This is a genomic window from Ruegeria intermedia, assembly GCF_900129345.1.
Classification (GTDB): Bacteria; Pseudomonadota; Alphaproteobacteria; order Rhodobacterales; family Rhodobacteraceae; genus Ruegeria; species Ruegeria intermedia.
The window spans coordinates 77083-95871 of the sequence record NZ_FQVK01000008.1 but is presented as its reverse complement, the minus strand read 5'-3'; the positions used below and the strand labels follow the sequence as shown (position 1 = coordinate 95871).

The 18789-nt window shown below is 62.7% G+C and carries 21 protein-coding genes; 14 read left to right on the top strand and 7 right to left on the bottom strand.

Translation table 11 applies throughout. The features are described from left to right. The first annotated feature begins 14 nt into the window (after positions 1–14). The 4 genes from F3H26_RS07870 to F3H26_RS07855 are packed head-to-tail and all read left to right on the top strand — an operon-like array spanning position 15 to position 4145. Positions 15–1142, top strand: a complete 1128-nt coding sequence (locus F3H26_RS07870) for an ABC transporter ATP-binding protein (RefSeq protein WP_149775507.1) — start codon at positions 15–17, stop codon at positions 1140–1142. Then, on the top strand, positions 1142–2032 hold the full coding sequence (locus tag F3H26_RS07865) for an ABC transporter permease subunit (protein WP_149775506.1): 891 nt from the start codon (positions 1142–1144) through the stop codon (positions 2030–2032). Before F3H26_RS07870 ends, F3H26_RS07865 begins: the two co-directional genes overlap by 1 nt. Further along, the gene (locus tag F3H26_RS07860) at positions 2029–2847 is read left to right on the top strand and encodes an ABC transporter permease (RefSeq protein WP_149775505.1); all 819 of its coding nucleotides are present in this window, start codon (positions 2029–2031) and stop codon (positions 2845–2847) included. Before F3H26_RS07865 ends, F3H26_RS07860 begins: the two co-directional genes overlap by 4 nt. Beyond that, positions 2844–4145, top strand: a complete 1302-nt coding sequence (locus tag F3H26_RS07855; RefSeq protein ID WP_149775504.1) for an NAD(P)/FAD-dependent oxidoreductase — start codon at positions 2844–2846, stop codon at positions 4143–4145. Before F3H26_RS07860 ends, F3H26_RS07855 begins: the two co-directional genes overlap by 4 nt. 6 nt (positions 4146–4151) lie before the next feature. On the opposite strand, the gene F3H26_RS07850 is transcribed toward F3H26_RS07855, so the two are convergent. The 3 genes from F3H26_RS07850 to F3H26_RS07840 all read right to left on the bottom strand — a co-directional run bounded on the left by F3H26_RS07850 (position 4152) and on the right by F3H26_RS07840 (position 6964). Next, positions 4152–4964 carry a phosphotransferase family protein gene (locus F3H26_RS07850; RefSeq protein ID WP_223162462.1) on the bottom strand — a complete coding sequence of 271 codons (813 nt, stop codon included), beginning with the start codon at positions 4962–4964 and terminating at the stop codon, positions 4152–4154. Positions 4965–5082: 118 nt separating this feature from the next. Continuing rightward, positions 5083–5748: a flagellar hook capping FlgD N-terminal domain-containing protein gene (locus F3H26_RS07845; protein ID WP_149775502.1), complete on the bottom strand. Its 666-nt coding sequence runs from the start codon at positions 5746–5748 to the stop codon at positions 5083–5085. Positions 5749–5752: 4 nt separating this feature from the next. Continuing rightward, complete coding sequence (locus F3H26_RS07840) at positions 5753–6964, bottom strand: flagellar hook-length control protein FliK (protein ID WP_188127724.1); 1212 nt, start codon at positions 6962–6964, stop codon at positions 5753–5755. A 129-nt stretch (positions 6965–7093) separates the two neighbouring features. Here F3H26_RS07840 and F3H26_RS07835 point away from each other — a divergent pair, with 129 nt between their 5' ends. The 6 genes from F3H26_RS07835 (at position 7094) to F3H26_RS07810 (ending at position 10820) form a co-directional block, all read left to right on the top strand. Continuing rightward, positions 7094–7366, top strand: coding sequence for a rod-binding protein (locus F3H26_RS07835; RefSeq protein ID WP_149775500.1), 273 nt, complete (start codon positions 7094–7096; stop codon positions 7364–7366). Then, on the top strand, positions 7356–7715 hold the full coding sequence (locus tag F3H26_RS07830) for a flagellar export chaperone FlgN (RefSeq protein ID WP_149775499.1): 360 nt from the start codon (positions 7356–7358) through the stop codon (positions 7713–7715). The genes F3H26_RS07835 and F3H26_RS07830 overlap by 11 nt, the downstream gene beginning before the upstream one ends. Positions 7716–7922: 207 nt before the next feature. Then, on the top strand, positions 7923–9170 hold the full coding sequence (locus F3H26_RS07825; RefSeq protein WP_149775498.1) for a flagellin: 1248 nt from the start codon (positions 7923–7925) through the stop codon (positions 9168–9170). A gap of 80 nt (positions 9171–9250) precedes the next feature. Next, on the top strand, positions 9251–9625 hold the full coding sequence (flaF, locus tag F3H26_RS07820) for a flagellar biosynthesis regulator FlaF (RefSeq protein ID WP_149775497.1): 375 nt from the start codon (positions 9251–9253) through the stop codon (positions 9623–9625). Then, the gene (flbT, locus tag F3H26_RS07815; protein ID WP_149775496.1) at positions 9625–10026 is read left to right on the top strand and encodes a flagellar biosynthesis repressor FlbT; all 402 of its coding nucleotides are present in this window, start codon (positions 9625–9627) and stop codon (positions 10024–10026) included. Before flaF ends, flbT begins: the two co-directional genes overlap by 1 nt. Further along, the gene (locus F3H26_RS07810; RefSeq protein WP_149775495.1) at positions 10023–10820 is read left to right on the top strand and encodes a DUF1217 domain-containing protein; all 798 of its coding nucleotides are present in this window, start codon (positions 10023–10025) and stop codon (positions 10818–10820) included. Before flbT ends, F3H26_RS07810 begins: the two co-directional genes overlap by 4 nt. Before the next feature lie 88 nt (positions 10821–10908). Here F3H26_RS07810 and F3H26_RS07805 read toward each other — a convergent pair whose 3' ends face one another. From F3H26_RS07805 to F3H26_RS07795, 3 genes are all read right to left on the bottom strand, one after another. Next, a complete protein-coding gene (locus tag F3H26_RS07805) occupies positions 10909–12480 on the bottom strand; it encodes a DUF427 domain-containing protein (protein WP_149775494.1) in 1572 nt (523 codons plus the stop codon). Positions 12481–12576: 96 nt separating this feature from the next. Then, positions 12577–13278, bottom strand: a complete 702-nt coding sequence (locus tag F3H26_RS07800; protein WP_149775493.1) for a winged helix-turn-helix domain-containing protein — start codon at positions 13276–13278, stop codon at positions 12577–12579. Further along, positions 13250–13537 (bottom strand): hypothetical protein, encoded by a 288-nt coding sequence (locus F3H26_RS07795; protein WP_149775492.1) that lies wholly within the window; start codon positions 13535–13537, stop codon positions 13250–13252. The genes F3H26_RS07800 and F3H26_RS07795 overlap by 29 nt, the downstream gene beginning before the upstream one ends. A 176-nt stretch (positions 13538–13713) precedes the next feature. Between F3H26_RS07795 and F3H26_RS07790 the strand changes: the two genes are divergently transcribed. From F3H26_RS07790 to F3H26_RS07775, 4 genes are all read left to right on the top strand, one after another. Further along, positions 13714–14178: a hypothetical protein gene (locus tag F3H26_RS07790; protein WP_149775491.1), complete on the top strand. Its 465-nt coding sequence runs from the start codon at positions 13714–13716 to the stop codon at positions 14176–14178. Between the two features lie 112 nt (positions 14179–14290). Then, entirely contained in the window at positions 14291–14923 is a 633-nt protein-coding gene (locus tag F3H26_RS07785; protein ID WP_149775490.1) for a ribonuclease HII, read from the top strand. A 91-nt stretch (positions 14924–15014) separates the two neighbouring features. Further along, complete coding sequence (locus F3H26_RS07780; RefSeq protein ID WP_149775489.1) at positions 15015–16118, top strand: site-specific DNA-methyltransferase; 1104 nt, start codon at positions 15015–15017, stop codon at positions 16116–16118. A 145-nt stretch (positions 16119–16263) separates the two neighbouring features. After that, on the top strand, positions 16264–17646 hold the full coding sequence (locus F3H26_RS07775) for an adenylate/guanylate cyclase domain-containing protein (RefSeq protein ID WP_149775488.1): 1383 nt from the start codon (positions 16264–16266) through the stop codon (positions 17644–17646). Here F3H26_RS07775 and F3H26_RS07770 read toward each other — a convergent pair. Next, positions 17643–18779, bottom strand: a complete 1137-nt coding sequence (locus F3H26_RS07770; protein WP_149775487.1) for an alkane 1-monooxygenase — start codon at positions 18777–18779, stop codon at positions 17643–17645. The genes F3H26_RS07775 and F3H26_RS07770 overlap by 4 nt on opposite strands. Positions 18780–18789 lie beyond the last annotated feature (10 nt).

The following is an 18789-nucleotide window of genomic DNA, read 5'->3' as shown; positions in this document are numbered from 1 at the left end:
TTACGGGGGCCCCTTTGAACTCTACCGTCTTTGCGCCGTGGGACGACCCACAGGCGAAACCGTTGATCCAGTTCAAGAACGTGACCAAGCGATTTGGGGGATTCACGGCCATCGACAACCTGTCGCTGGATATCTTCGAACGAGAATTCTTTGCCCTGCTTGGCCCGTCGGGCTGTGGCAAGACCACGATGATGCGGATGCTGGCCGGGTTCGAGAAACCCACCGAAGGCCACATTCTGCTGAGCGGTCAGGACATCGACCCGGTCCCGCCGAACAAACGGGCGGTCAACATGATGTTCCAGTCCTACGCGCTGTTTCCGCACCTGAATGTGTGGGACAACATCGCCTTTGGCCTGCGCCGGGACAACATGCCCAAGCATGATCTGGAAGACCGGGTCGAGGAAATGCTGCGCCTGACCCGGCTTGAAAAATTCGCCCGCCGCAAGCCGCACCAGATTTCCGGCGGGCAGCGGCAGCGCGTGGCGCTGGCCCGGTCGCTGGCCAAGGCGCCGAAACTGCTGTTGTTGGACGAGCCGCTGGGCGCGCTGGACAAGAAGCTGCGCCAGGACACCCAGTTCGAACTGATGGACATTCAGGAAAAGACCGGCACCACCTTCGTGATCGTGACCCACGACCAGGAAGAGGCGATGACGGTCGCCAGCCGTGTTGCGGTGATGGATCAGGGCAAGCTGATGCAGGTCGCCACGCCCGACCGCATCTATGAAAACCCCAATTCCGTCTATGTCGCCGATTTCATCGGGGACGTGAACATCATACAGGGCCGCGCCACTTCGACCGGCGCGGACACCTATCGCATCGACTGGGCCGAGGGCCAGCCGCCGCTGACCGCGACATCGGCCAGCCGATTTGCCGACGGTCAGACCTGCCACCTGGCCATCCGGCCCGAAAAGGTGACCATCTCGGCCGAGCGCCCCGCCGATGCCGTCAACGCCGTGCAGGGCAAGGTGCATGACATCGCCTATCTGGGCAATCTGTCCACCTATTACGTCGAGCTGTCCAACGGCATCATCATCAAGGCGCAGACGGCCAATACCCGCCGAATCTCGCGCCGGTCCTTTACTTGGGAAGACCCTGTCTGGCTGTCCTGGACGGCCACGGCGGCGGTTCTGCTGGCAGATTGATGCGCCGCGCGGTCCTGATCGCCATTCCCTATGTCTGGCTGCTGGCCCTGTTCCTGGTGCCGTTCTTCATCGTGTTGAAGATCTCGCTGTCGGACATCGCGCTTGCGATCCCGCCCTACACCCCGACCCTTGATCTGTCGCAGGGCTGGGCCGGGATCAAGGAATTCGTCAGCCAGCTGGATTTCGAGAATTTCGTCTGGCTGACCGAGGACGACCTGTACTGGAAAGCCTACCTGTCCAGCGTCAAGATCGCGCTGATCGCGACCTCGCTGACCCTGCTGGTGGGCTATCCCATCGCCTATGGCATGGCCCGCGCGCCCGAGGAATGGCGCCCGACGCTGATGATGCTGGTGATCCTGCCGTTCTGGACCTCGTTCCTGATCCGCGTCTATGCGTGGATGGGGATCCTGTCGAACGAAGGCTACCTGAACCAGTTCCTGCTGTGGACGGGCATCATCTCGACCCCGCTGACCATTCTGAACACGCAGACGGCCGTATATATCGGCATCGTCTACACCTATCTGCCGTTCATGATCCTGCCGATCTATGCCGCGCTCGACCGGCTGGACGGCTCGCTGATCGAGGCGGCCGAGGATCTGGGCTGTTCGCGCATGCAGGCCTTCTGGCTGGTGACCATCCCGCTGTCGCGCCCGGGCATCATTGCGGGATGTTTCCTGGTGATGATCCCGGTGATCGGTGAATTCGTGATCCCCTCGCTGCTGGGCGGGTCGGGCACGCTGATGATCGGCAAGGTCTTGTGGGAGGAGTTCTTCTCGAACCGCGACTGGCCGGTGGCCAGCGCCGTTGCGGTGATCCTGCTGCTGATCCTGGTGATCCCGATCGTGCTGTTCCAGCGCAACCAGCAGAAACAGGCGGAGGCCGAGCAATGAACAGACTGAGCTGGTTCAACACGGTCTCGCTGACGCTGGGCTTTGCGTTTCTGTACATCCCGATGGTGATCCTTATCATCTTCAGCTTCAATGAAAGCAAGCTGGTCACGGTCTGGGCCGGGTTCTCGACCAAATGGTATGGCGAGCTGATGCAGAACCAGGCGTTTCTGGATGCGGCCTGGGTCACGTTGCGCGTTGCCGTGTTCTCGTCGACGCTGGCGACCATTCTGGGCACCATGGCCGCCTATGTCATGGTGCGCGGCGGGCGGTTCTTCGGCCGCACGCTGTTTTCCGGGATGATCTACGCACCGCTGGTGATGCCCGAGGTGATCACCGGCCTGTCGCTGCTGCTGCTGTTCATCGGCATCGGGCTGGACCGGGGCATCCTGACCATCGTGCTGGCGCATACGACCTTTTCGATGTGCTACGTCTCGGTCGTGGTGTCCTCGCGGCTGGTGACGTTCGACCGGTCGTTGGAAGAGGCGGCGCTGGATCTGGGCTGCTCGCCGGCGCAGGCCTTTCGGTTGGTGACGCTGCCGATCATCGCGCCGGCGGTGATCTCGGGGTGGTTGCTGGCCTTCACCCTGTCGCTGGATGACCTAGTGATCGCGTCCTTCACGTCCGGCCCCTCGGCCACGACCCTGCCGATCAAGATCTTCTCGGCCGTGCGTCTGGGCGTCAGCCCGGAAATCAACGCGCTGTCGACCATCATGATCGCCGTGGTCACCGTCGGCGTGATTTCCGCGTCGCTGGTATCGAAACGGGCGATGGTCCGGCAGCGGCAAGAGGAACAAGCCGCCGCGCGTACCGAATGAAACGGATCTTTCCGGCCTACACCTATGGCCCCGGCCCGCGCGCGGGGTGTTGGTGGGATGAAACCGTGCCAGGCCCTGACTGGCCGGTGCATGAAGGCGATCTATCGGTGGACGTCGCGATAATCGGCGGCGGGTTCACCGGCATGTCGGCCGCGCTGCATCTGGCGCAGCAGGGCGTTTCGGTCGCCGTGTTCGAGGCGGAAACGCCGGGCTGGGGTGCCTCGGGGCGCAACGGGGGGTTTTGCTGCAAGGGCGGATCGAAACTGGGCCATGCGACCCTGGCGCGCAGATACGGCCCCGCAGCGGCCGAGGCTTATGCGCAAGCCGAGGCGGACGCGGTGGCGCTGGTTGCCGAGCTTCTGGCGTCGCATGGCATTCACGCGGATGTGCATTCGCAGGGCGAGACGCAATTGGCCCACACGCCGCGGGCGATGGAGGCGCTGCGGCGCGATGCCGGGCCGGACGGTATTTTGCACGAAACCCACGACCTGCCGGGCCTTGGGCTGTGTGGGCGCTTTTTCGGCGGGTATACCGACCCGGTCGGGTTTGCACTGAACCCGCGCAAATACCTGTTCGGTCTTGCCAAGGCCGCACAGGCGCAGGGCGCACGCCTGTTTCAGCGCAGCCCGGTGCAGGATGTCCGGCGTGCGGGATTCGGGTTCGCACTCGCGCTCCCGCGCGGCTCCGTGCGGTCGGAAACCGTTCTGATCTGCACCAACGGATACTCCAGCGAGGACATGCCCGGCTGGTTGTCGGGTCGCTACATGCCGGCACAGTCGACGGTCATGGTCACGCGCCCGCTGTCCGAGGCCGAGTTGCAGGCGCAGGGCTGGACGTCGCGCCAGATGGTCTACGATACGCGCAACCTGCTGCATTATTTCCGGCTGATGCCGGACAACCGGTTCCTGTTCGGAATGCGCGGCGGTCTGATGTCCTCGCCCCGGGCCGAGCGTGCGATCCGGCGCAAGGTGGTGCGGGATTTCGCCAGCATGTTTCCGGCCTGGGCGGGGGTCGAGGCAACGCATCTGTGGTCGGGAATGGTATGCCTTGCCCGCGATCTGGTGCCGTTTGCTGGGCCGGTCGCCGATCAGCCCGGCATGTTCGCGGGGCTGGCCTATCACGGCAACGGCGTTGCAATGGGCACGTTTTGCGGCCGCGCCCTTGCGCAGTTGGCCCTGGGGCAGGATGCGAACATCCCCGATCCAATCGCGCGCGCGCCGGGGCGGTTTTCGCTGGGCCGATGGCGGCGCCTGTTGATGCCGCCGGCCTATGCGGCCATGGCATTGGCGGATCTTTGATCCGGTCTAGCGGGCCTCCGCCAGCCCAGCCAGTTCCAGCATCAATCCGCCCTCATATGCCGGGGCGCCGTTTTCGAACCGCCACAGACAATAGGCCGCCATCCGCCAAGCGTACCAGGGTTTGAGCTCACGGTATCGTCCGGCGGTTTCCGGGCAGCCATAGGCCTGCAGGAACTGGAATTCCTGATCGTGGGTCAGAGGCCGGCCGCGGTAAATCAGCTGCATCGCGGGCGACAGAAACAGGGCCAGATCCTCACATCGGTCCCCGACCGCGGGGCATTGCCAATCGATCAGCATCGCCCCCGAAGGCGAGGTCAAGATGTTGCCGGCCACAGGGTCGCCATGGATCAGGCAAGTCCGCGCTGTTGGCGGAACGCGCGTTCCTGGCATCAGGCTTTGCAACGTCTTTCGGCGCTTGTCGTGGCAGAGATTCAGAATTTCCGAGCCATGGCGCGCAAGTTCGGCACTGCCGTTTCGACCGGCAGGCGCGGCAACAGACGGGTCCATGTCGTGCAGGCGTCGCAGCAACCGGGCGACACATTCGACACCCTTCTGCCACGGGGCGCCCGGCGCATGGTCATACAATACCCAACCGTCCTTTCCGAAATGTCCCGAAGCACGCAGCCGAGGCGCCATACCCGTTTCCGACAGTGCCCGCAGGCAGGCCGCTTCAAGCCGTGCATCATTGCGGAACAGCGGATTGTCCTCGGTCGTGTCATACAGCTTGAGAACCTTGTCCCGGCCACGGTCCATGATTTTCCACACCCGGTTGGTCCGCCCACCATACAGCGTCTGAAAGCTGGCCCCATGGACAATCAAGCCACCTTGAAAAAGATGCTCGACAAGGCCTGATGGTGGCAAGAGAAGCTGGGACAGGGCGGCACCCTTCGATTGCGAATCCGGATGCGCCCAGCTTTGGCCCGCGCGTCAACCAAGTTCAAGCGCCCGCGCGCACGGCCGTGACTTCGTTCGCCGAAAGTGACGCGCCGCTGTCCAGCATCAGCACGATTCCCCCTTCATCCAACTGCGCTTCGACCACGCGGCTGTAGGCCGCGGCCGGCTGCTGGGACAGCAGATCGTCGCCCTTGTAGCTTTCCAGACTGGCGGTATACGTCCCTTCGGCGACCGGTGTGCCCGTGATGTCCAGACCGGACCAGACGAATTGCCGATCCGTTGCGGGAACGTCCAGCCGGGTGACCACGTCACCATTGACGTCGCGTATGACAAGCACGGCCTTGTCGGCGTCGAGGTCGGCATCGGCAAAGACCGTTCGCGGTTGTCCGTCAAAGTGAAATGCGGCGGGCGCCCGTACCTCGACCCCGACCCAACCGGACAGTTCATCGAGATTCGCGCCGTTCAGTGCTGCGGACAGCCCGGTCAGCAGCTCATTTGTCTGGACCTGCTGTTCGACCATCGAAAACTGCGCCAGCTGGGCGGCATATTCCGAGGAATTGAGCGGCTCGAGCGGATCCTGGTTCCGTGCTTGCGTGGTCAGCATAAGCAGGAAGGTTTCGAAATCGGATGCCAGGCCCGAACTCTGCGATTGGGTCGTGGCTTGTCCCTGAGCGGCAGTCTGCGTCGCAGGGGTGGTGGCGTTGATCATGGGTCTACAACCTCAGGTCGAGTGAGCGCGAAGGGTCGGGCCGGCGTGGCGCCGGAGAATCGGTGTCGGGCGAACCGGGATCCGCGTCGGTTTGAAAAGCGCCCTGATGTCTCGCATCCTCGTGCGTTTCGGACCCGGCGGCTCCATTCGAATCGAAGTCGAGGCCCCCATATCCCAGTTGCTGGAATTCGGTCGACAGCAACGAGATGTGGCGGCGCATCAGATCCAGGGTTTCCGGCCGTTCGGCGGAAATCACCAGGTGGATGCCGTCTTCCCGGCCCATCATCGTGATCGAGATTCGTCCCAGCTCTTCGGGGTTGAGCTGCAGCTCGATGCCGCCTCCCGCTCTCGCGGCAACCGACGCCGAAATCTGGCTGGCGATCGACCTGGCCAATTCCGCGCCCGAGGCGCGATGCGGCACGGCCGACGGTGGCATGCTTTCATGTGCGGTGCGGGCGGCAGATGGCTGCACCAGCTGAGGCGCCTCGCCCAGATCCTCGGGCAGGTCCTGCGTGTCAGGCTGAACCGGCGACAGCGGCAGGCGGGATTGGTCGGGCGACAGTGTCGCGGCTGCCGTCACCATGTTGGTGGGCGCAACGATGGGGCGCTGACCGGAAGCCGGTCTGGGGTGGGTCGCCTCGGTCCGAGGCGTTTCCGAAGCGGTGCGCAGGCCGCGTTGCCCATCAGGCGATCCGGGGCGAAGCAGCAAGGCCTGGACGGCCGTCTCGCCCCGCGTGGTCGGAGACGGTGGACCAGCGGTCTGGAAAGGCGGCTCGGGGGTCGTGGCGGAAGTGTGTTCTTGCAACGACCCCGTCCGAGGCGCCACGACCGACACCCCTTGGCTGTCTGTCATGGCGGACTTGATCGTCTTGGAAGCCTCGCCGATGGCCGGAGCACCCGGTGCGGTGACCGCGTCGTGCGGAACCGGTTTCGATCCCTGATGTCCCTGAGGTGGAGGCGGCAGCATCTCCGCCGCGTTGTCCGGACTCGCCGGAAGGTCTTCCGAAACGACCGACTCGCCCTGGGTGATTTCCAGATCCCCGTCCTGCACGGCCACCCCGTCAGGGACGACGACCGGTTCCGCCTCCGCGTCCGGTTGTTCCCGGTCGGATGGCTGCAATTCGGCCACGAAGTCCGCAAAGGCTTTCTCCGGCTCGGGCTTTTTGCTTTTGGTCGCCGACGAAGCGGCGCTTTTCGTCGCTTGGTCGGGACTCACTGTCAGTGGGTTGGGCATTTTTGCTCCGGCTCCGTCTGCATGAACCGAACCTGCCCGCAGGAAGTTACGTTTATTTTAACCGCTCTTCGCTTTCATCGGGAAAGTTTCTGACAATTTTCGGAGTTGCGCATGATGATTTCAGCACTCACCCAAACACCTCGCCCGGACGTGGCGAACAAGCTCAAGGCCGCTGCGGTCGAGCTGGAGGCGACGTTTCTTGCCGAGATGTTGAAGGCCGCCGGCATGGGGCAGGCCCGCCAATCCTTCAGCGGCGGCGCGGGCGAAGACCAGTTCTCGTCGTTTCTGGTTCAGCAGCAGGCACTGCAAATGGCCCGGGCCGGCGGGATCGGGCTGTCGGAAACCCTGTTCAATGCAATGATGGAGAAAACCGATGCAGAGTGACAACCGGCGCGTTCAAGCCCAGGCGCTTGAGGAGATTCTGGAGCAGGAGCGGTCGGCCTTGCTCGAGGGGGACCTGGAGCGGCTGAGCCAGATGCTGCCACGAAAGGAGCAGTTGATCGAGGATCTGAATGGGCTGGAGGTGCTGGACAGTGACGACCTGATCCGGCTTCAGGCGAAGGTCAACAGAAACCAGAGCCTGTTGAGCAGCGCCGCCGAAGGGATTCGCGCCGTGGCCGACCGCATGGCGGAACTGCGGAAAGTGCGCCAGGAGTTCACCACATATGACGCCACCGGCCAGCGGACCGGCCATGCGGTGCGACATGCGGCCAAGCTTGAAAAGCGGGCGTGACGGCATTTGATTCAAATGCGTTTTTTTCCACTGGCGCGCTTTAGCACTCCGTTAGGAGATCAAACCCAATAGTGGTCCGGCACCTGCAAGACGGGTGGCGCGAAGGCCGCAAGGTTCCTCGCACTGGTCAGAACGACATTTGGCCCGCCGATCCCGGCGGGGTGTCAATGGGCGAAGAAGGCCCGAACGAACAAAGGATGAAAAAGCATGTCCAGCATTCTGACAAACAACGGCGCGATGGTTGCGCTGCAAACCCTGAAATCGGTCAACAAGAACCTGGCCGCCACCCAGAACGCGATCTCGACCGGCAAGGACGTGGCGACGGCCAAGGACAATTCGGCGGTTTGGGCGATCTCCAAGGTGATGGAGTCCGACGTCAACGGTTTCAACGCCATCAAGGACAGCCTGGCGCTGGGTGAATCGACCGTGGCCGTGGCCCGGAACGCGTCGGAAACCGTGACCGACCTGCTGACCCAGATGAAAAGCAAGATCGTGGCGGCCCAGGAGGACAACGTCGATCGCAGCAAGATCAACGATGACGTAACCGCTCTGCGCGATCAGATCGCATCGGTTGTCGGTGCGGCTCAGTTCAACGGTCTGAACCTGGTGGATGGATCGGCCGGCACGGCGTCGATTCTGGCGTCGCTGGACCGCGACAGCACCGGCGCGGTGACCGCATCGTCGATCACCGTGAACGGTCAGAACCTGTCGACCGGAGGCTATTCGAGCAAGGGCGTGCTGGCCGGTTCGGACAACGCCACGACCGACAACGATGCTGCGGGCTTTACCATGGACAAGTCTGGCGGCACCGGTAACATCGTGATCGACAGCTCGACCGACAATTTCGCCGCCGGCGACAAGGTGACGATCACCATCGGTGACAAGGTCGCGTCCTACACCGTCCAGGCCGGTGATCTCGATCCGTCGGGCACTTACGACTCGGCCTATACGGACGCGATTGTCGCGGTCGGCCTGAAGAACCAGATCGACGCGCTGGGCATCACCGGCGTGGCCATCGACTACGACTCCAGCGCGCCCGGCACCCTGACCTTCGTGACCGGTACCGCCACGGCCGGGGCCGACGCGGATCGCGACGTCACCGTTTCGGCCCAGTTCACCAATGCCGGGTCCGGCGGGCTTGGCGCGCTGTCCTCGATCGATGTCTCGACCAGCGCGGGCGCCGCTGCGGCCCTGGGCACCATCGAGACCCTGATCGACACCGCGATCGACGCGTCGGCGGCATTCGGCTCGGCACAGGGGCGGATCGAAACCCAGAAAGAGTTCATCTCGAACCTGACGGACTCGTTCAAATCGGGCATCGGCTCGCTGGTGGACGCCGACATGGAAGAAACCTCGGCCCGTCTGCAGGCCCTGCAGGTGCAGCAGCAGTTGGCCACGCAGTCGCTGTCGATCGCGAATCAGGCGCCGCAGTCGATCCTGTCACTGTTCCGCTGATCCCAAAGCAATCCCGGGGCGCGATCCACGCGCCCCGGTTCTGACCGCTAGACCCAGTCGGCCAATTGGAAGGATTTCAAGTGACACTGCAAACGCTTGCTCAACGCGCCTACGCGCAGTCTGCCGCTCCGACCCGCACTCCGCGTGATACCGAGTACGAGGCAATCTCGAAAATCACCCATCGCCTGAAAGCGGCCGCCGCGCGAAAAGCATCGGATTTTTCGGGTTTTGTTCAGGCCCTGCACGACAATCGCAGGCTGTGGTCGGTTCTGGCAAACGGTGTCGCGGATTCAGACAATGCCCTGCCGAATGACCTGCGGGCACGAATCTTCTATCTGGCCGAGTTCACCGAACAGCACACCGGCCAGGTTCTTGCCAAGAAGGCCGGGATCGAGCCGCTGCTGGAGATCAATCTTGCGGTGCTGCGTGGCCTGCGTCAGATGGGGGCTTCGTGATGGCGGGCCTTGTTCTGAAGCTGGCGCCGAAAGAGCGCGTTCTGGTGAACGGCGTCGTGATCGAAAACGGAGACCGGCGCAGCCGGTTTTCCATTCTCACACCGGACGCAAACGTTTTGCGTCTGAGGGACGCCATCCATCCCGATGAGGCCACGACGCCCGTCCGCCGCGTGTGCTATGCGGCGCAACTGGTCCTGTCGGGGGATCTGGATGCCGCTCAGGCACGCCAACAGCTTCTTCGGCGCATCGAGGAGTTGAGTCAGGTTTTCACGGACCCTGACAGCCGCCGCGTGCTGGGGCAGGCAACCGAGGCCCTGGTGGCCGAACAATACTACAAATGCCTGAAGGCGTTGCGGTCGCTGTTGCCGCGGGAAGAACGCCTGTTGGCCTACCGCCAATGACCTTCCAGCCGGTCATACCAACGGGCGGGCTGGTCGGCTGGCGCTTTTTGCAGCGCACCTATGATGCCCAGATTCAGGCATTTTCGTCTTCGGCCGTGAACGAGCGGGACACGCAGTATTTTCTGGAGAATATCCGCAACGTGCAGTCCGCCGAAGATCTGGTTTCGGACCGTCGGCTTCTGAGCGTTGCCCTGGGCGCCTTCGGGTTGGAGGACGACCTGAACAACCGGTATTTCATCCAGAAGGTTCTGTCCGACGGAACCAGCGCCGATGACGCCCTTGCCAACCGTCTTGCCGACAGCCGGTACCGCGAGTTTTCCCAGGCGTTCGGACTGGGCCCGGGTGAGGTGAAGAAAACGGCCCTGATCACGGATATGGAGCAGATCGCCCAGAAAAGCATCGTGTCCCGGTTCGAAACCTCGGTGGGCGAAACGGACGATTCCATGCGGATCGCGCTTTATGCTCAGCATGCCTTGCAGGATCTGGCGTCTCAGTCGGGAAGCGAAACAAAGAAATGGTACGATTTGATGAGTTTGCCGCCGTTGCGCAGCATGATGGAAACCGCGCTGGGGTTGCCATCAAGTTTCGGGCAGCTGGATATCGACAAGCAACTGGAGATATTCAGGGACAAACTGTCGGGTTTGACCGGGTCCGGAGACCTGTCGCAGTTCTCTTCGGACGCGGCGGTGGAAAACCTGACCGACACCTATCTGGCGCGCCGTCAGATTGCCGATCTGCAAAGCACGATTTCGCCGGCGCAAACGGCTTTGATCTTGCTGGGCGGATCGGCGTGATCGGGTTCGGGGGTCGCTGTTGGCCACCCGGAGGCGGGTCAGTTGCGTCCCTTGCGGATACCCCTGACGCCGCGCTGGAAAAGCCGGCTCAACCGTCAAGGAGAGCTTCGGCGGGAGTATGCAGGGCAAAGCAGGTGACGGGACGCGAGACATTGTGAAGCTTGAGCGGCCCCAGCGGCAGGACGTCGGCGCATTCGGGCGCGATATCCTCTGACACGAGGATGCGATGGCCATTGGTCTTGCCCAATTCACCCAGCCGGGCGGCAATGTTCGCGGCCCGGCCGATCACGGTGAAATCCAGCCGCTCGCGCGAGCCGACATTGCCGTAGGTGACCCGACCATAGGCGATGCCGATCGAGCAGTCGCAATGATGGTCGGCATCGGATGCCTTCAGTTCGGCCAATTGCTCGACGATCTTGATGGCGCTGCGCTGTGCGTTCGAGCGCGCCCGTGCGGGTTCCTCCCCGGCGGGAAAGACCGCAAGCACGGCGTCGCCGATGAATTTCAGTACCTCGCCGCCATTCGCATGCACGATCCCCGAGACGGTTTCGAAGAATGTGTTGAGCAAGGCGATATAGGCCGCCCGGCCCAGTTCTTCCTCGAGACTGGTCGAATTGCGCAGGTCGCAGAACATGATCGCGGCATCGATGTCATCGCCGTCACCGCGCCGGATGTCGCCGCCCAGAACCCGGGCGCCCGTGCGTTTGCCAACATAGGTTTCAAGCAGGGCCTGCGCGTTTTCGCGCTGGGTGAAGACCTCGTAGAAACGTGCGATGACGGAGGCGCATTCAAAGACCAGTCCGAGGTTCTCGGTCGTGAACCCATCCGGGTGGTCGCAGGTCAGGGTCAGGACATTTATGCGGCCGTCCGAGAATGGCAGGGGCATGGCGACATAGTCCGTGCCGCCCTTGGCGCGCAGGTCCTCCATGATCGGGAAACTGTGGCGCGGGTTGGCGTCGGTCAACCGCTGGCGGACGCCCCCCAGGCCGTTCGACACGTGCCGCAGCGGGCTGTTGATGAAGGCCGGGTGGTCATGGATTTCATAGGTGGGAACATTGGTCGAAATCTCCTCGGCGCCCTTCTCCCAGATATAGTGTTTGCCGGCGATCAGCGGGTGCAGCGACCAGACCAGGACGCTGAGCCTCTGGATCGCGATTCCATGCTGCTGCATGTTCTCGGCCAGCGCCTTGGTGAAGGATTCGGGTGTTCGAATCGTGCCGGCGCCCCGCATCAGCCAATCGATCAGAGGACCGCTGATGTTGCCATCCTGCACGCTGCGCAGCTGGTTTTCGCCAAGGTCGATATGGGTATAGGCTTCGGGCATGAAACCGATGTGGCCCTGGATGGCCGCGCTTTCGGGCAGCGAATCCTCGTAGGCCCAAACCGAATTGGACAGCCGTTCGTCGCCCAGAATCACGTCATGATAGGTGGCGGTGCCTTTGAACGGGCAGAATGTCTGCAAATCGGTCTCGGGGCCGAGGTCGACGCAAACGTCCTCGCGCGGCACATAGATGACCGGCGCCAGCCGCGTTTCATACATGACCTTTGCATTGGTGCTTTCGGCCAGAACAAGATCGTCGCGGTAGATCGCGACGCGGCCCGTCAGCCGCTCGATTGCGATTTCATAGCCTTTGGATTCGGGCGGGGCGTGGACGTTCATCAGCAACCTCCCGTGCCGGGTGGCTAAAGGATGGGCCCTGCATGGCGGTTTTCCAAGGGGGGCAACGCAGATTTTACCGGTCGGGAGCCGAGCCCCTCAGACCATCTTGATGACGTCCTTGTCGATCGACAGCATATAGCCCTTCTTGGCGATGTTCTTCACCAGCAGCTCGCTGACCATCTGGTTGCCCAGCGCATCGCGCAGCCGCTTGATGCGGGTCGCACCGGCGGCCTCGTCACAATCTCTGGCGTCTCGGCCCGAGATCATCGCTTCGATCTGGGCACCCGACAGAACCTCGTCGTCCAGCCGCGACTCGGCCAGCACCGACAGGGTCTCCATGGCAGCGGGCGTGAGTTTGAAATCCATGTTGTTCAGGTACACCGTGTTTTCCTCGCGGCTGATCAGCAGCGAGGTCACCTGGATGCCGGTGCGTTCGATCTGGGCCATGCGGCGGTTCAGTGCGGTCAGCATCACCAGAAAGACCAGCGCGGCCACAAGCATGGCGGTCGCGAATACCAGCAGCACGAAGATCACCATCCGGTAGCTGGCCAGCGTGTCGGCAAAGGCGGTCCCCGATTGGGCCAGGATTTCCAGCAGGCGGATCTCGGCCTGGGTGGTCAGATCGCTTTCGACGAACAGCCGCTCGACCCGCGCGTTGAAGGCGTTGGCGTCGGGAAGCGTCCAGAACAGGAAGGCCGCGGCCGTGATCAGGATGAGGACGATCGCCGCGATGCCGAAGCCGACCAGCCGGGTCCCCGAACGCCGCGCCTCAGAAACGGAGAAAGAATTTTCCGGCATTTTCCTTCCTTTGATCCAGACCCTCGGGGCCAAAGACCGAGATGACGTTCAGCAGCGTCCAGCCCGACTTTTTCAGCCGCTTTGCAACCTCTTGCCTGGCTGGCCCCGGCTGGCAGACCGGGACCTCCATCACGCCATAGTGCAGGCGCAGCGGGTTGTCCCGTTTGGCCTTGTAGTCGGCATAGCACTCGGCCGCCGCGGTTGTGGCGAGAAGCGATAGCAGCGTGGAAACCGCCAGAAAAGAGAAGATCTGTTTCATGGGCCGCATCCTGCGCATGGCTTGGCGCGATATTCAATATCTCAGGGGGTTTGCAGCAATGATATCGGATATCACCGGGCCGATATTGCCTGTCTGCCGGCGGGTGGCCGAATGCTGTTGCATCAGTTTCGCGGTCCGCCTGTGGCGCCGCGTCCAGCCTTGAAAGGACACTTGTCATGCACCGGAAATTCATTGCCCTTGTCGTCGCCACCGCAGTTGCCATCACTGGCGTTTCCGCGTCGCAGGCCAAGGCAGCCGACGCCCACGATATTCTGGGCGGGCTGGCGGCCATTGCGATCATCGGCGCGGCCGTCAATCACTACAACAAGGAAAAGCGCAAAGAACGGGTTGCCCGGCAGAACACGCATATCCACCAGCCGCAGGAAACCCGGCCGGATCACATCCGCCCGCTGCCCCGGCGGGTCGCCCGCTATGACCTGCCTCAGCGTTGCCTGAAGACCTACAAGGGCTATTCGAAGAACCGTCCTTTGCTAAAGCCGAAGTGCCTCGAGAAGCACTACGAATATGCCAACAGCCTGCCGCAACAGTGCAAGGTCGGTTTCTGGAACGGCAAGAAGATCAAGCGGGCGTACGAGCCGGCCTGTCTGCGCCAGAAGGGATACCGCGTGGTTTACCAGTAACGCGTTTCGAGCAGGAGCGGCGCCGTCAGACGCGCCGTGCGGGAAGGGGGTGGCGCAGACCGCCCCCTTCTTTTGTCTTGCGGACCAGGCCGAAACACGGTTTGCCAATGGCATGACGACACCGAATTTCGAACTGGAACAGGCGCTGATCGCGCAAGGTTTCCGCAGGATCGCCGGCGTAGACGAGGTGGGGCGCGGCCCGCTGGCCGGGCCCGTCGTGGCCGCCGCGGTCATTCTGAACCCGCAGGACATTCCCGAAGGTCTCAACGATTCCAAGAAATTGACCGCCCGCCGGCGGCTTGCGCTGGATGCGGATCTGCGCGCCCGGGCCGAATACGCCATTGCCGAGGCCAGCGTGGCCGAGATCGACGACCTCAACATCTTGTATGCGTCGCACCTTGCGATGGAGCGCGCCGTGGCGGCGTTAAAGCCGGCGCCGGACTATGTGTTGATCGACGGCAACCTGATCCCCAAGGGTCTGACCGTGCCGGCGCAGGCTGTGGTCAAGGGCGATGCAAAGTCCGTCTCGATCGCGGCGGCGTCGATCCTTGCCAAGACCTGGCGCGATCAGGTGATGGTGGATTTGGCGCAACAGCATCCGGGTTATGGCTGGGAAACCAATGCGGGCTATCCGTCCAAACAGCATCGCGAGGCGCTGCAAAATCTCGGGGTGACCCCACATCATAGGCGTTCGTTCAAGCCCGTCCACAATATCTTGTATCAAGAGCAAATCGTAACCCGCTGATTCAAAAAAGAAATTGACGGCGAATCCGGTTTGACTCATCCTTGTCTCAACCAAATGAGCGCAAAAGCGCCGTGGATATTGAGGCAGAGAAATGACGAAAACCCAGACAAAGGGCGCGGCAGCGCTCCCGTTAAACACGATTCTATCCGGCGACTGCATCGAAGTGATGAACAGTCTGCCCGAGGCGTCGGTGGATCTGATTTTTGCCGATCCGCCGTATAACCTGCAGCTGAAGGGCCAGTTGCACCGCCCCGACAACAGCCAGGTCGATGCGGTGGATGACCACTGGGACCAGTTTTCCAGCTTTGCCGCCTATGACAAGTTCACCCGGGCCTGGCTGAAGGCCGCGCATCGGCTGCTCAAGCCCAACGGGGCGATCTGGGTGATCGGCTCGTATCACAACATCTTCCGCGTGGGCTCGGCCCTGCAGGATGCGGGCTATTGGATTCTCAACGACGTGATCTGGCGCAAGTCGAACCCGATGCCGAATTTCCGCGGCAAGCGGTTCACCAACGCGCATGAGACGATGATCTGGGCCAGCAAGCGGGAAGGGGCCAAATACACCTTCAACTACGAGGCGCTGAAGGCCTTGAATGAAGGCGTGCAGATGCGCAGCGACTGGGTGCTGCCGATCTGCACGGGCCACGAGCGCCTGAAAGATGAAAACGGCGACAAGGCGCACCCGACGCAAAAGCCCGAGTCGCTGCTGCACCGGGTTCTGATCGGTTCGACCAATCCGGGTGACGTGGTGCTTGATCCGTTCTTCGGCACCGGCACCACCGGCGCGGTGGCCAAGATGCTGGGCCGCGAGTTCATCGGGATCGAGCGCGAGGAAAGCTATCGCAAGGTGGCCGAGAAGCGCATCGCCAAGGTGCGCAAGTTCGACCGTGACGCGCTTGAGGTCAGCGCGAGCAAGCGCGCCGAACCGCGCGTGCCCTTCGGCCAGCTGGTCGAACGCGGCATGTTGCGCCCGGGCGAAGAGCTGTATTCGATGAACCGGCGTCACAAGGCCAAGGTGCGGGCCGATGGCACGCTGGTGGGCGACAACATCAAGGGCTCGATCCATCAGGTGGGCGCGCATCTGGAAAACGCGCCGTCCTGCAATGGCTGGACATACTGGTGCTTCAAGCGCGACGGAAAAACCGTTCCGATCGACGTGCTGCGCCAGCAGATCCGGGCCGAGATGCACAACTGATCACACCCATACCGCCGGTGCCTGTGGCCTGACACATGGTACCACGCCTTGCCCCGCCGACCTCGGCGGGGTCTTTTGTTTTTGGCCCCGTGATGTTTGGATGGTTCGACCCCATATCCCGCTACATAGCGAGGGAGCATCAGAAATGTCTGATACCACGGCCAGCCAATCCCGGTTCGAACGGTTTTTCGTGACCACGCCGGACCGGTTCGACCCGGACAACAAATACACCGAGGCCGCGCTGGAACGCCACAAGCGCGAGGGGCTGGAACTGGCTGTCCGCGCCCGCTGGATCGCCATGGCGCTGACCGGTGTCCTGCTGGTGTTTCTGAACCCGAACTGGGATGTGATGTGGTACCATTTCATCCTGCTGCTGCTCTGCGGCAATGGCTGGCTGATCCGGCGTGCGGGCCGCGTGGGCCAATCCCGGACCGAGCTGCTGCTGATATTCGCCGATCTGCTGATCATGACGCTGGGCATGGTCGTTCCCAACCCGTTCAGCGACGATGTGCGCCCGTTGGCGATGCAGTACCGGTTCGACAATTTCCAGTATTTCTTCATCATCCTGGCCGCAGGCACGCTGGCCTATTCCTGGCGGACGGTGATCGCCATGGGCAGCTGGACGGCCCTGATGTGGACGGTGGGCTGGATCGTCGCCTGGTGGGTGGCAACGCCCATCCCGGGTCTCAGCGAGGCGGTCGCCGCTGCGTTGCAGGGCTATCCTGCCGTGGCTGAACTGTTGGACCCCAACAGCTTCATGGTTCCGATGCGCGTGCAAGAGGTGATCGTGTTCATGATGGTCGCGGTCACGCTGGGCGTGTCGATGCGGCGGCTCAATCGCCTGTTGATCTCAAACGCCGGGCTGGAACGGGAACGCGCCAACCTGTCGCGGTACTTCTCGCCCAATGTCGTCGAGGAACTGAGCCAGAACGACGAACCGCTCAAGCAGGTGCGCAAGGAAAACATCGCGGTTCTGTTCATCGACATCATCGGCTTCACAAAATTTTCGGCCGGGCGTGACCCCTATGAGGTGATCGAGGTGCTGCGGGGCTTTCACGCGCGAATGGAGGCCGAGGTGTTTCACCATCACGGCACGCTGGACAAATATCTGGGCGACGGGCTGATGGCCACGTTCGGCACCCCGGTTCCAACCCCGCTGGACGCGGTGAACGCGCTGTCCTGCGCGCGGTCGATGGTGGACATCATCGACCGTTGGAATCTGGAACGCCGAAGGGCGGGCGAGCAGGAGATTCAGGTTGGCATCGGTGTTCACTACGGTCCGGTCGTTCTGGGTGACATCGGGGCCAACCGGCTGGAATTCGCGGTGATCGGAGACGCGGTGAACGTGGCCGCCAAGCTCGAGGCGATGACCCGCGAGATGGGGGCCCGTGTCGTGGTCTCGGACGAACTGCGTGAGCAGGCTCTGCAGCAGGCGGGTTCGGCCGCCGACCTGATGGCCGGGTTCGTCCGGCATGACCGGCAGGTGGTCCGCGGGGTCGACCAGCCGATGACCATCTGGACGCTCTAGGATCGTGGCATCGGCAATTCGGCCTTGTTGTAGGGACGCCAGTTGGTGATCTCGGGATAGTATTGCCGCCGCCAGGCCCGCACCCGCGGGTTCATCATGCGCCGCCACAGCGGCGGGATCATCGCCGCGACGGTCATCACCGGATAGCCATAGGGCAGTTGCGGGGCCGCCTCGGGCGGGTGGTTCTGCAGCAGCGGAAACCGCCGGTTGGGCTTGTAATGATGGTCCGAGTGGCGTTGCAGATTGATCAGCAGCCAGTTCGAGGCCTTGTGCGCGGCGTTCCACGAATGGCGCGGCCGTACGTGCTCGTATTTGCCGTCGCCCAGGTATTTGCGCGTCAGGCCGTAATGTTCGACATAGTTGACCAGCTCCAGCTGCCAGATCGCGGTGCCCGCCTGAACCAGGAACAGCCCCAGCCCCGCCCATCCGCCGAGCAGCAGCGCCAGCGCCAGCATCAACCCCTGCAGCGCCCAGTACCGCCAGAACGGGTTCGACCGGTCCGTCCAGTTCAGCCCTTTGCGCGCCAGCTTGGCCTTCTCGGCCTGGAACGCGGAAATCAGGCACTGGCGCAGGACGCGCGGATAGAAGCGGTGGAACCCCTCGTTGTAGCGTGCGGTCACGGGGTCGCGCGGCGTGCCCACATAGCGGTGATGCACCAGCAGGTGTTCGGACCGGAAATGCGAATACAGAACCATCGCCAGCAGGATATCACCCAGCCACCGCTCCAGCCTGCCCTTCTGGTGCATCAACTCGTGGCTGTAATTGATGCCGATCGTGCCCGAGATCACGCCCATTCCGAAGAACAGCCCGATCTTTTCCAGGGATGACAGATGTTCGGCGCGGGCGGCGTACCAGATCAGGCCGTAGAGCGTGAAAAACTGGACCGGCACCCAGGCCTTGGTCAGCAGAACGTACCAACGCAGCGCGTCTTCGGGCGTTTCGGGGTCGGCGTTTTCAAGGTTCAGCCCGGTCAGCCCGTCCAGCGCTGCAAACAGCCACCAGGTGGACAACGGCACCAGCAGCACCCACCAGCCGCCGGCAACAGCGGTGAACCACAGGATCGGGATCAACAGGAAGGAAACCCAGAAGGGCAGGGCCGATTGCCAGCGTGACAGGGTCGCGGTCGGAATCATGGTTCAGGCT

Excerpts from the sequence above, each read along its gene's own strand:
- F3H26_RS07865 (WP_149775506.1), top strand. The coding sequence starts at position 1,142 with ATGCGCCGCGCGGTCCTGATCGCCATTCCCTATGTCTGGCTGCTGGCC.
- F3H26_RS07860 (WP_149775505.1), top strand. The coding sequence starts at position 2,029 with ATGAACAGACTGAGCTGGTTCAACACGGTCTCGCTGACGCTGGGCTTT.
- F3H26_RS07855 (WP_149775504.1), top strand. The coding sequence starts at position 2,844 with ATGAAACGGATCTTTCCGGCCTACACCTATGGCCCCGGCCCGCGCGCG.
- F3H26_RS07845 (WP_149775502.1), bottom strand. The coding sequence starts at position 5,748 with ATGATCAACGCCACCACCCCTGCGACGCAGACTGCCGCTCAGGGACAA.
- F3H26_RS07835 (WP_149775500.1), top strand. The coding sequence starts at position 7,094 with ATGATGATTTCAGCACTCACCCAAACACCTCGCCCGGACGTGGCGAAC.
- F3H26_RS07830 (WP_149775499.1), top strand. The coding sequence starts at position 7,356 with ATGCAGAGTGACAACCGGCGCGTTCAAGCCCAGGCGCTTGAGGAGATT.
- F3H26_RS07825 (WP_149775498.1), top strand. The coding sequence starts at position 7,923 with ATGTCCAGCATTCTGACAAACAACGGCGCGATGGTTGCGCTGCAAACC.
- flbT (WP_149775496.1), top strand. The coding sequence starts at position 9,625 with ATGGCGGGCCTTGTTCTGAAGCTGGCGCCGAAAGAGCGCGTTCTGGTG.
- F3H26_RS07810 (WP_149775495.1), top strand. The coding sequence starts at position 10,023 with ATGACCTTCCAGCCGGTCATACCAACGGGCGGGCTGGTCGGCTGGCGC.
- F3H26_RS07805 (WP_149775494.1), bottom strand. The coding sequence starts at position 12,480 with ATGAACGTCCACGCCCCGCCCGAATCCAAAGGCTATGAAATCGCAATC.
- F3H26_RS07800 (WP_149775493.1), bottom strand. The coding sequence starts at position 13,278 with ATGCCGGAAAATTCTTTCTCCGTTTCTGAGGCGCGGCGTTCGGGGACC.
- F3H26_RS07795 (WP_149775492.1), bottom strand. The coding sequence starts at position 13,537 with ATGAAACAGATCTTCTCTTTTCTGGCGGTTTCCACGCTGCTATCGCTT.
- F3H26_RS07790 (WP_149775491.1), top strand. The coding sequence starts at position 13,714 with ATGCACCGGAAATTCATTGCCCTTGTCGTCGCCACCGCAGTTGCCATC.
- F3H26_RS07785 (WP_149775490.1), top strand. The coding sequence starts at position 14,291 with ATGACGACACCGAATTTCGAACTGGAACAGGCGCTGATCGCGCAAGGT.
- F3H26_RS07780 (WP_149775489.1), top strand. The coding sequence starts at position 15,015 with ATGACGAAAACCCAGACAAAGGGCGCGGCAGCGCTCCCGTTAAACACG.
- F3H26_RS07775 (WP_149775488.1), top strand. The coding sequence starts at position 16,264 with ATGTCTGATACCACGGCCAGCCAATCCCGGTTCGAACGGTTTTTCGTG.
- F3H26_RS07770 (WP_149775487.1), bottom strand. The coding sequence starts at position 18,779 with ATGATTCCGACCGCGACCCTGTCACGCTGGCAATCGGCCCTGCCCTTC.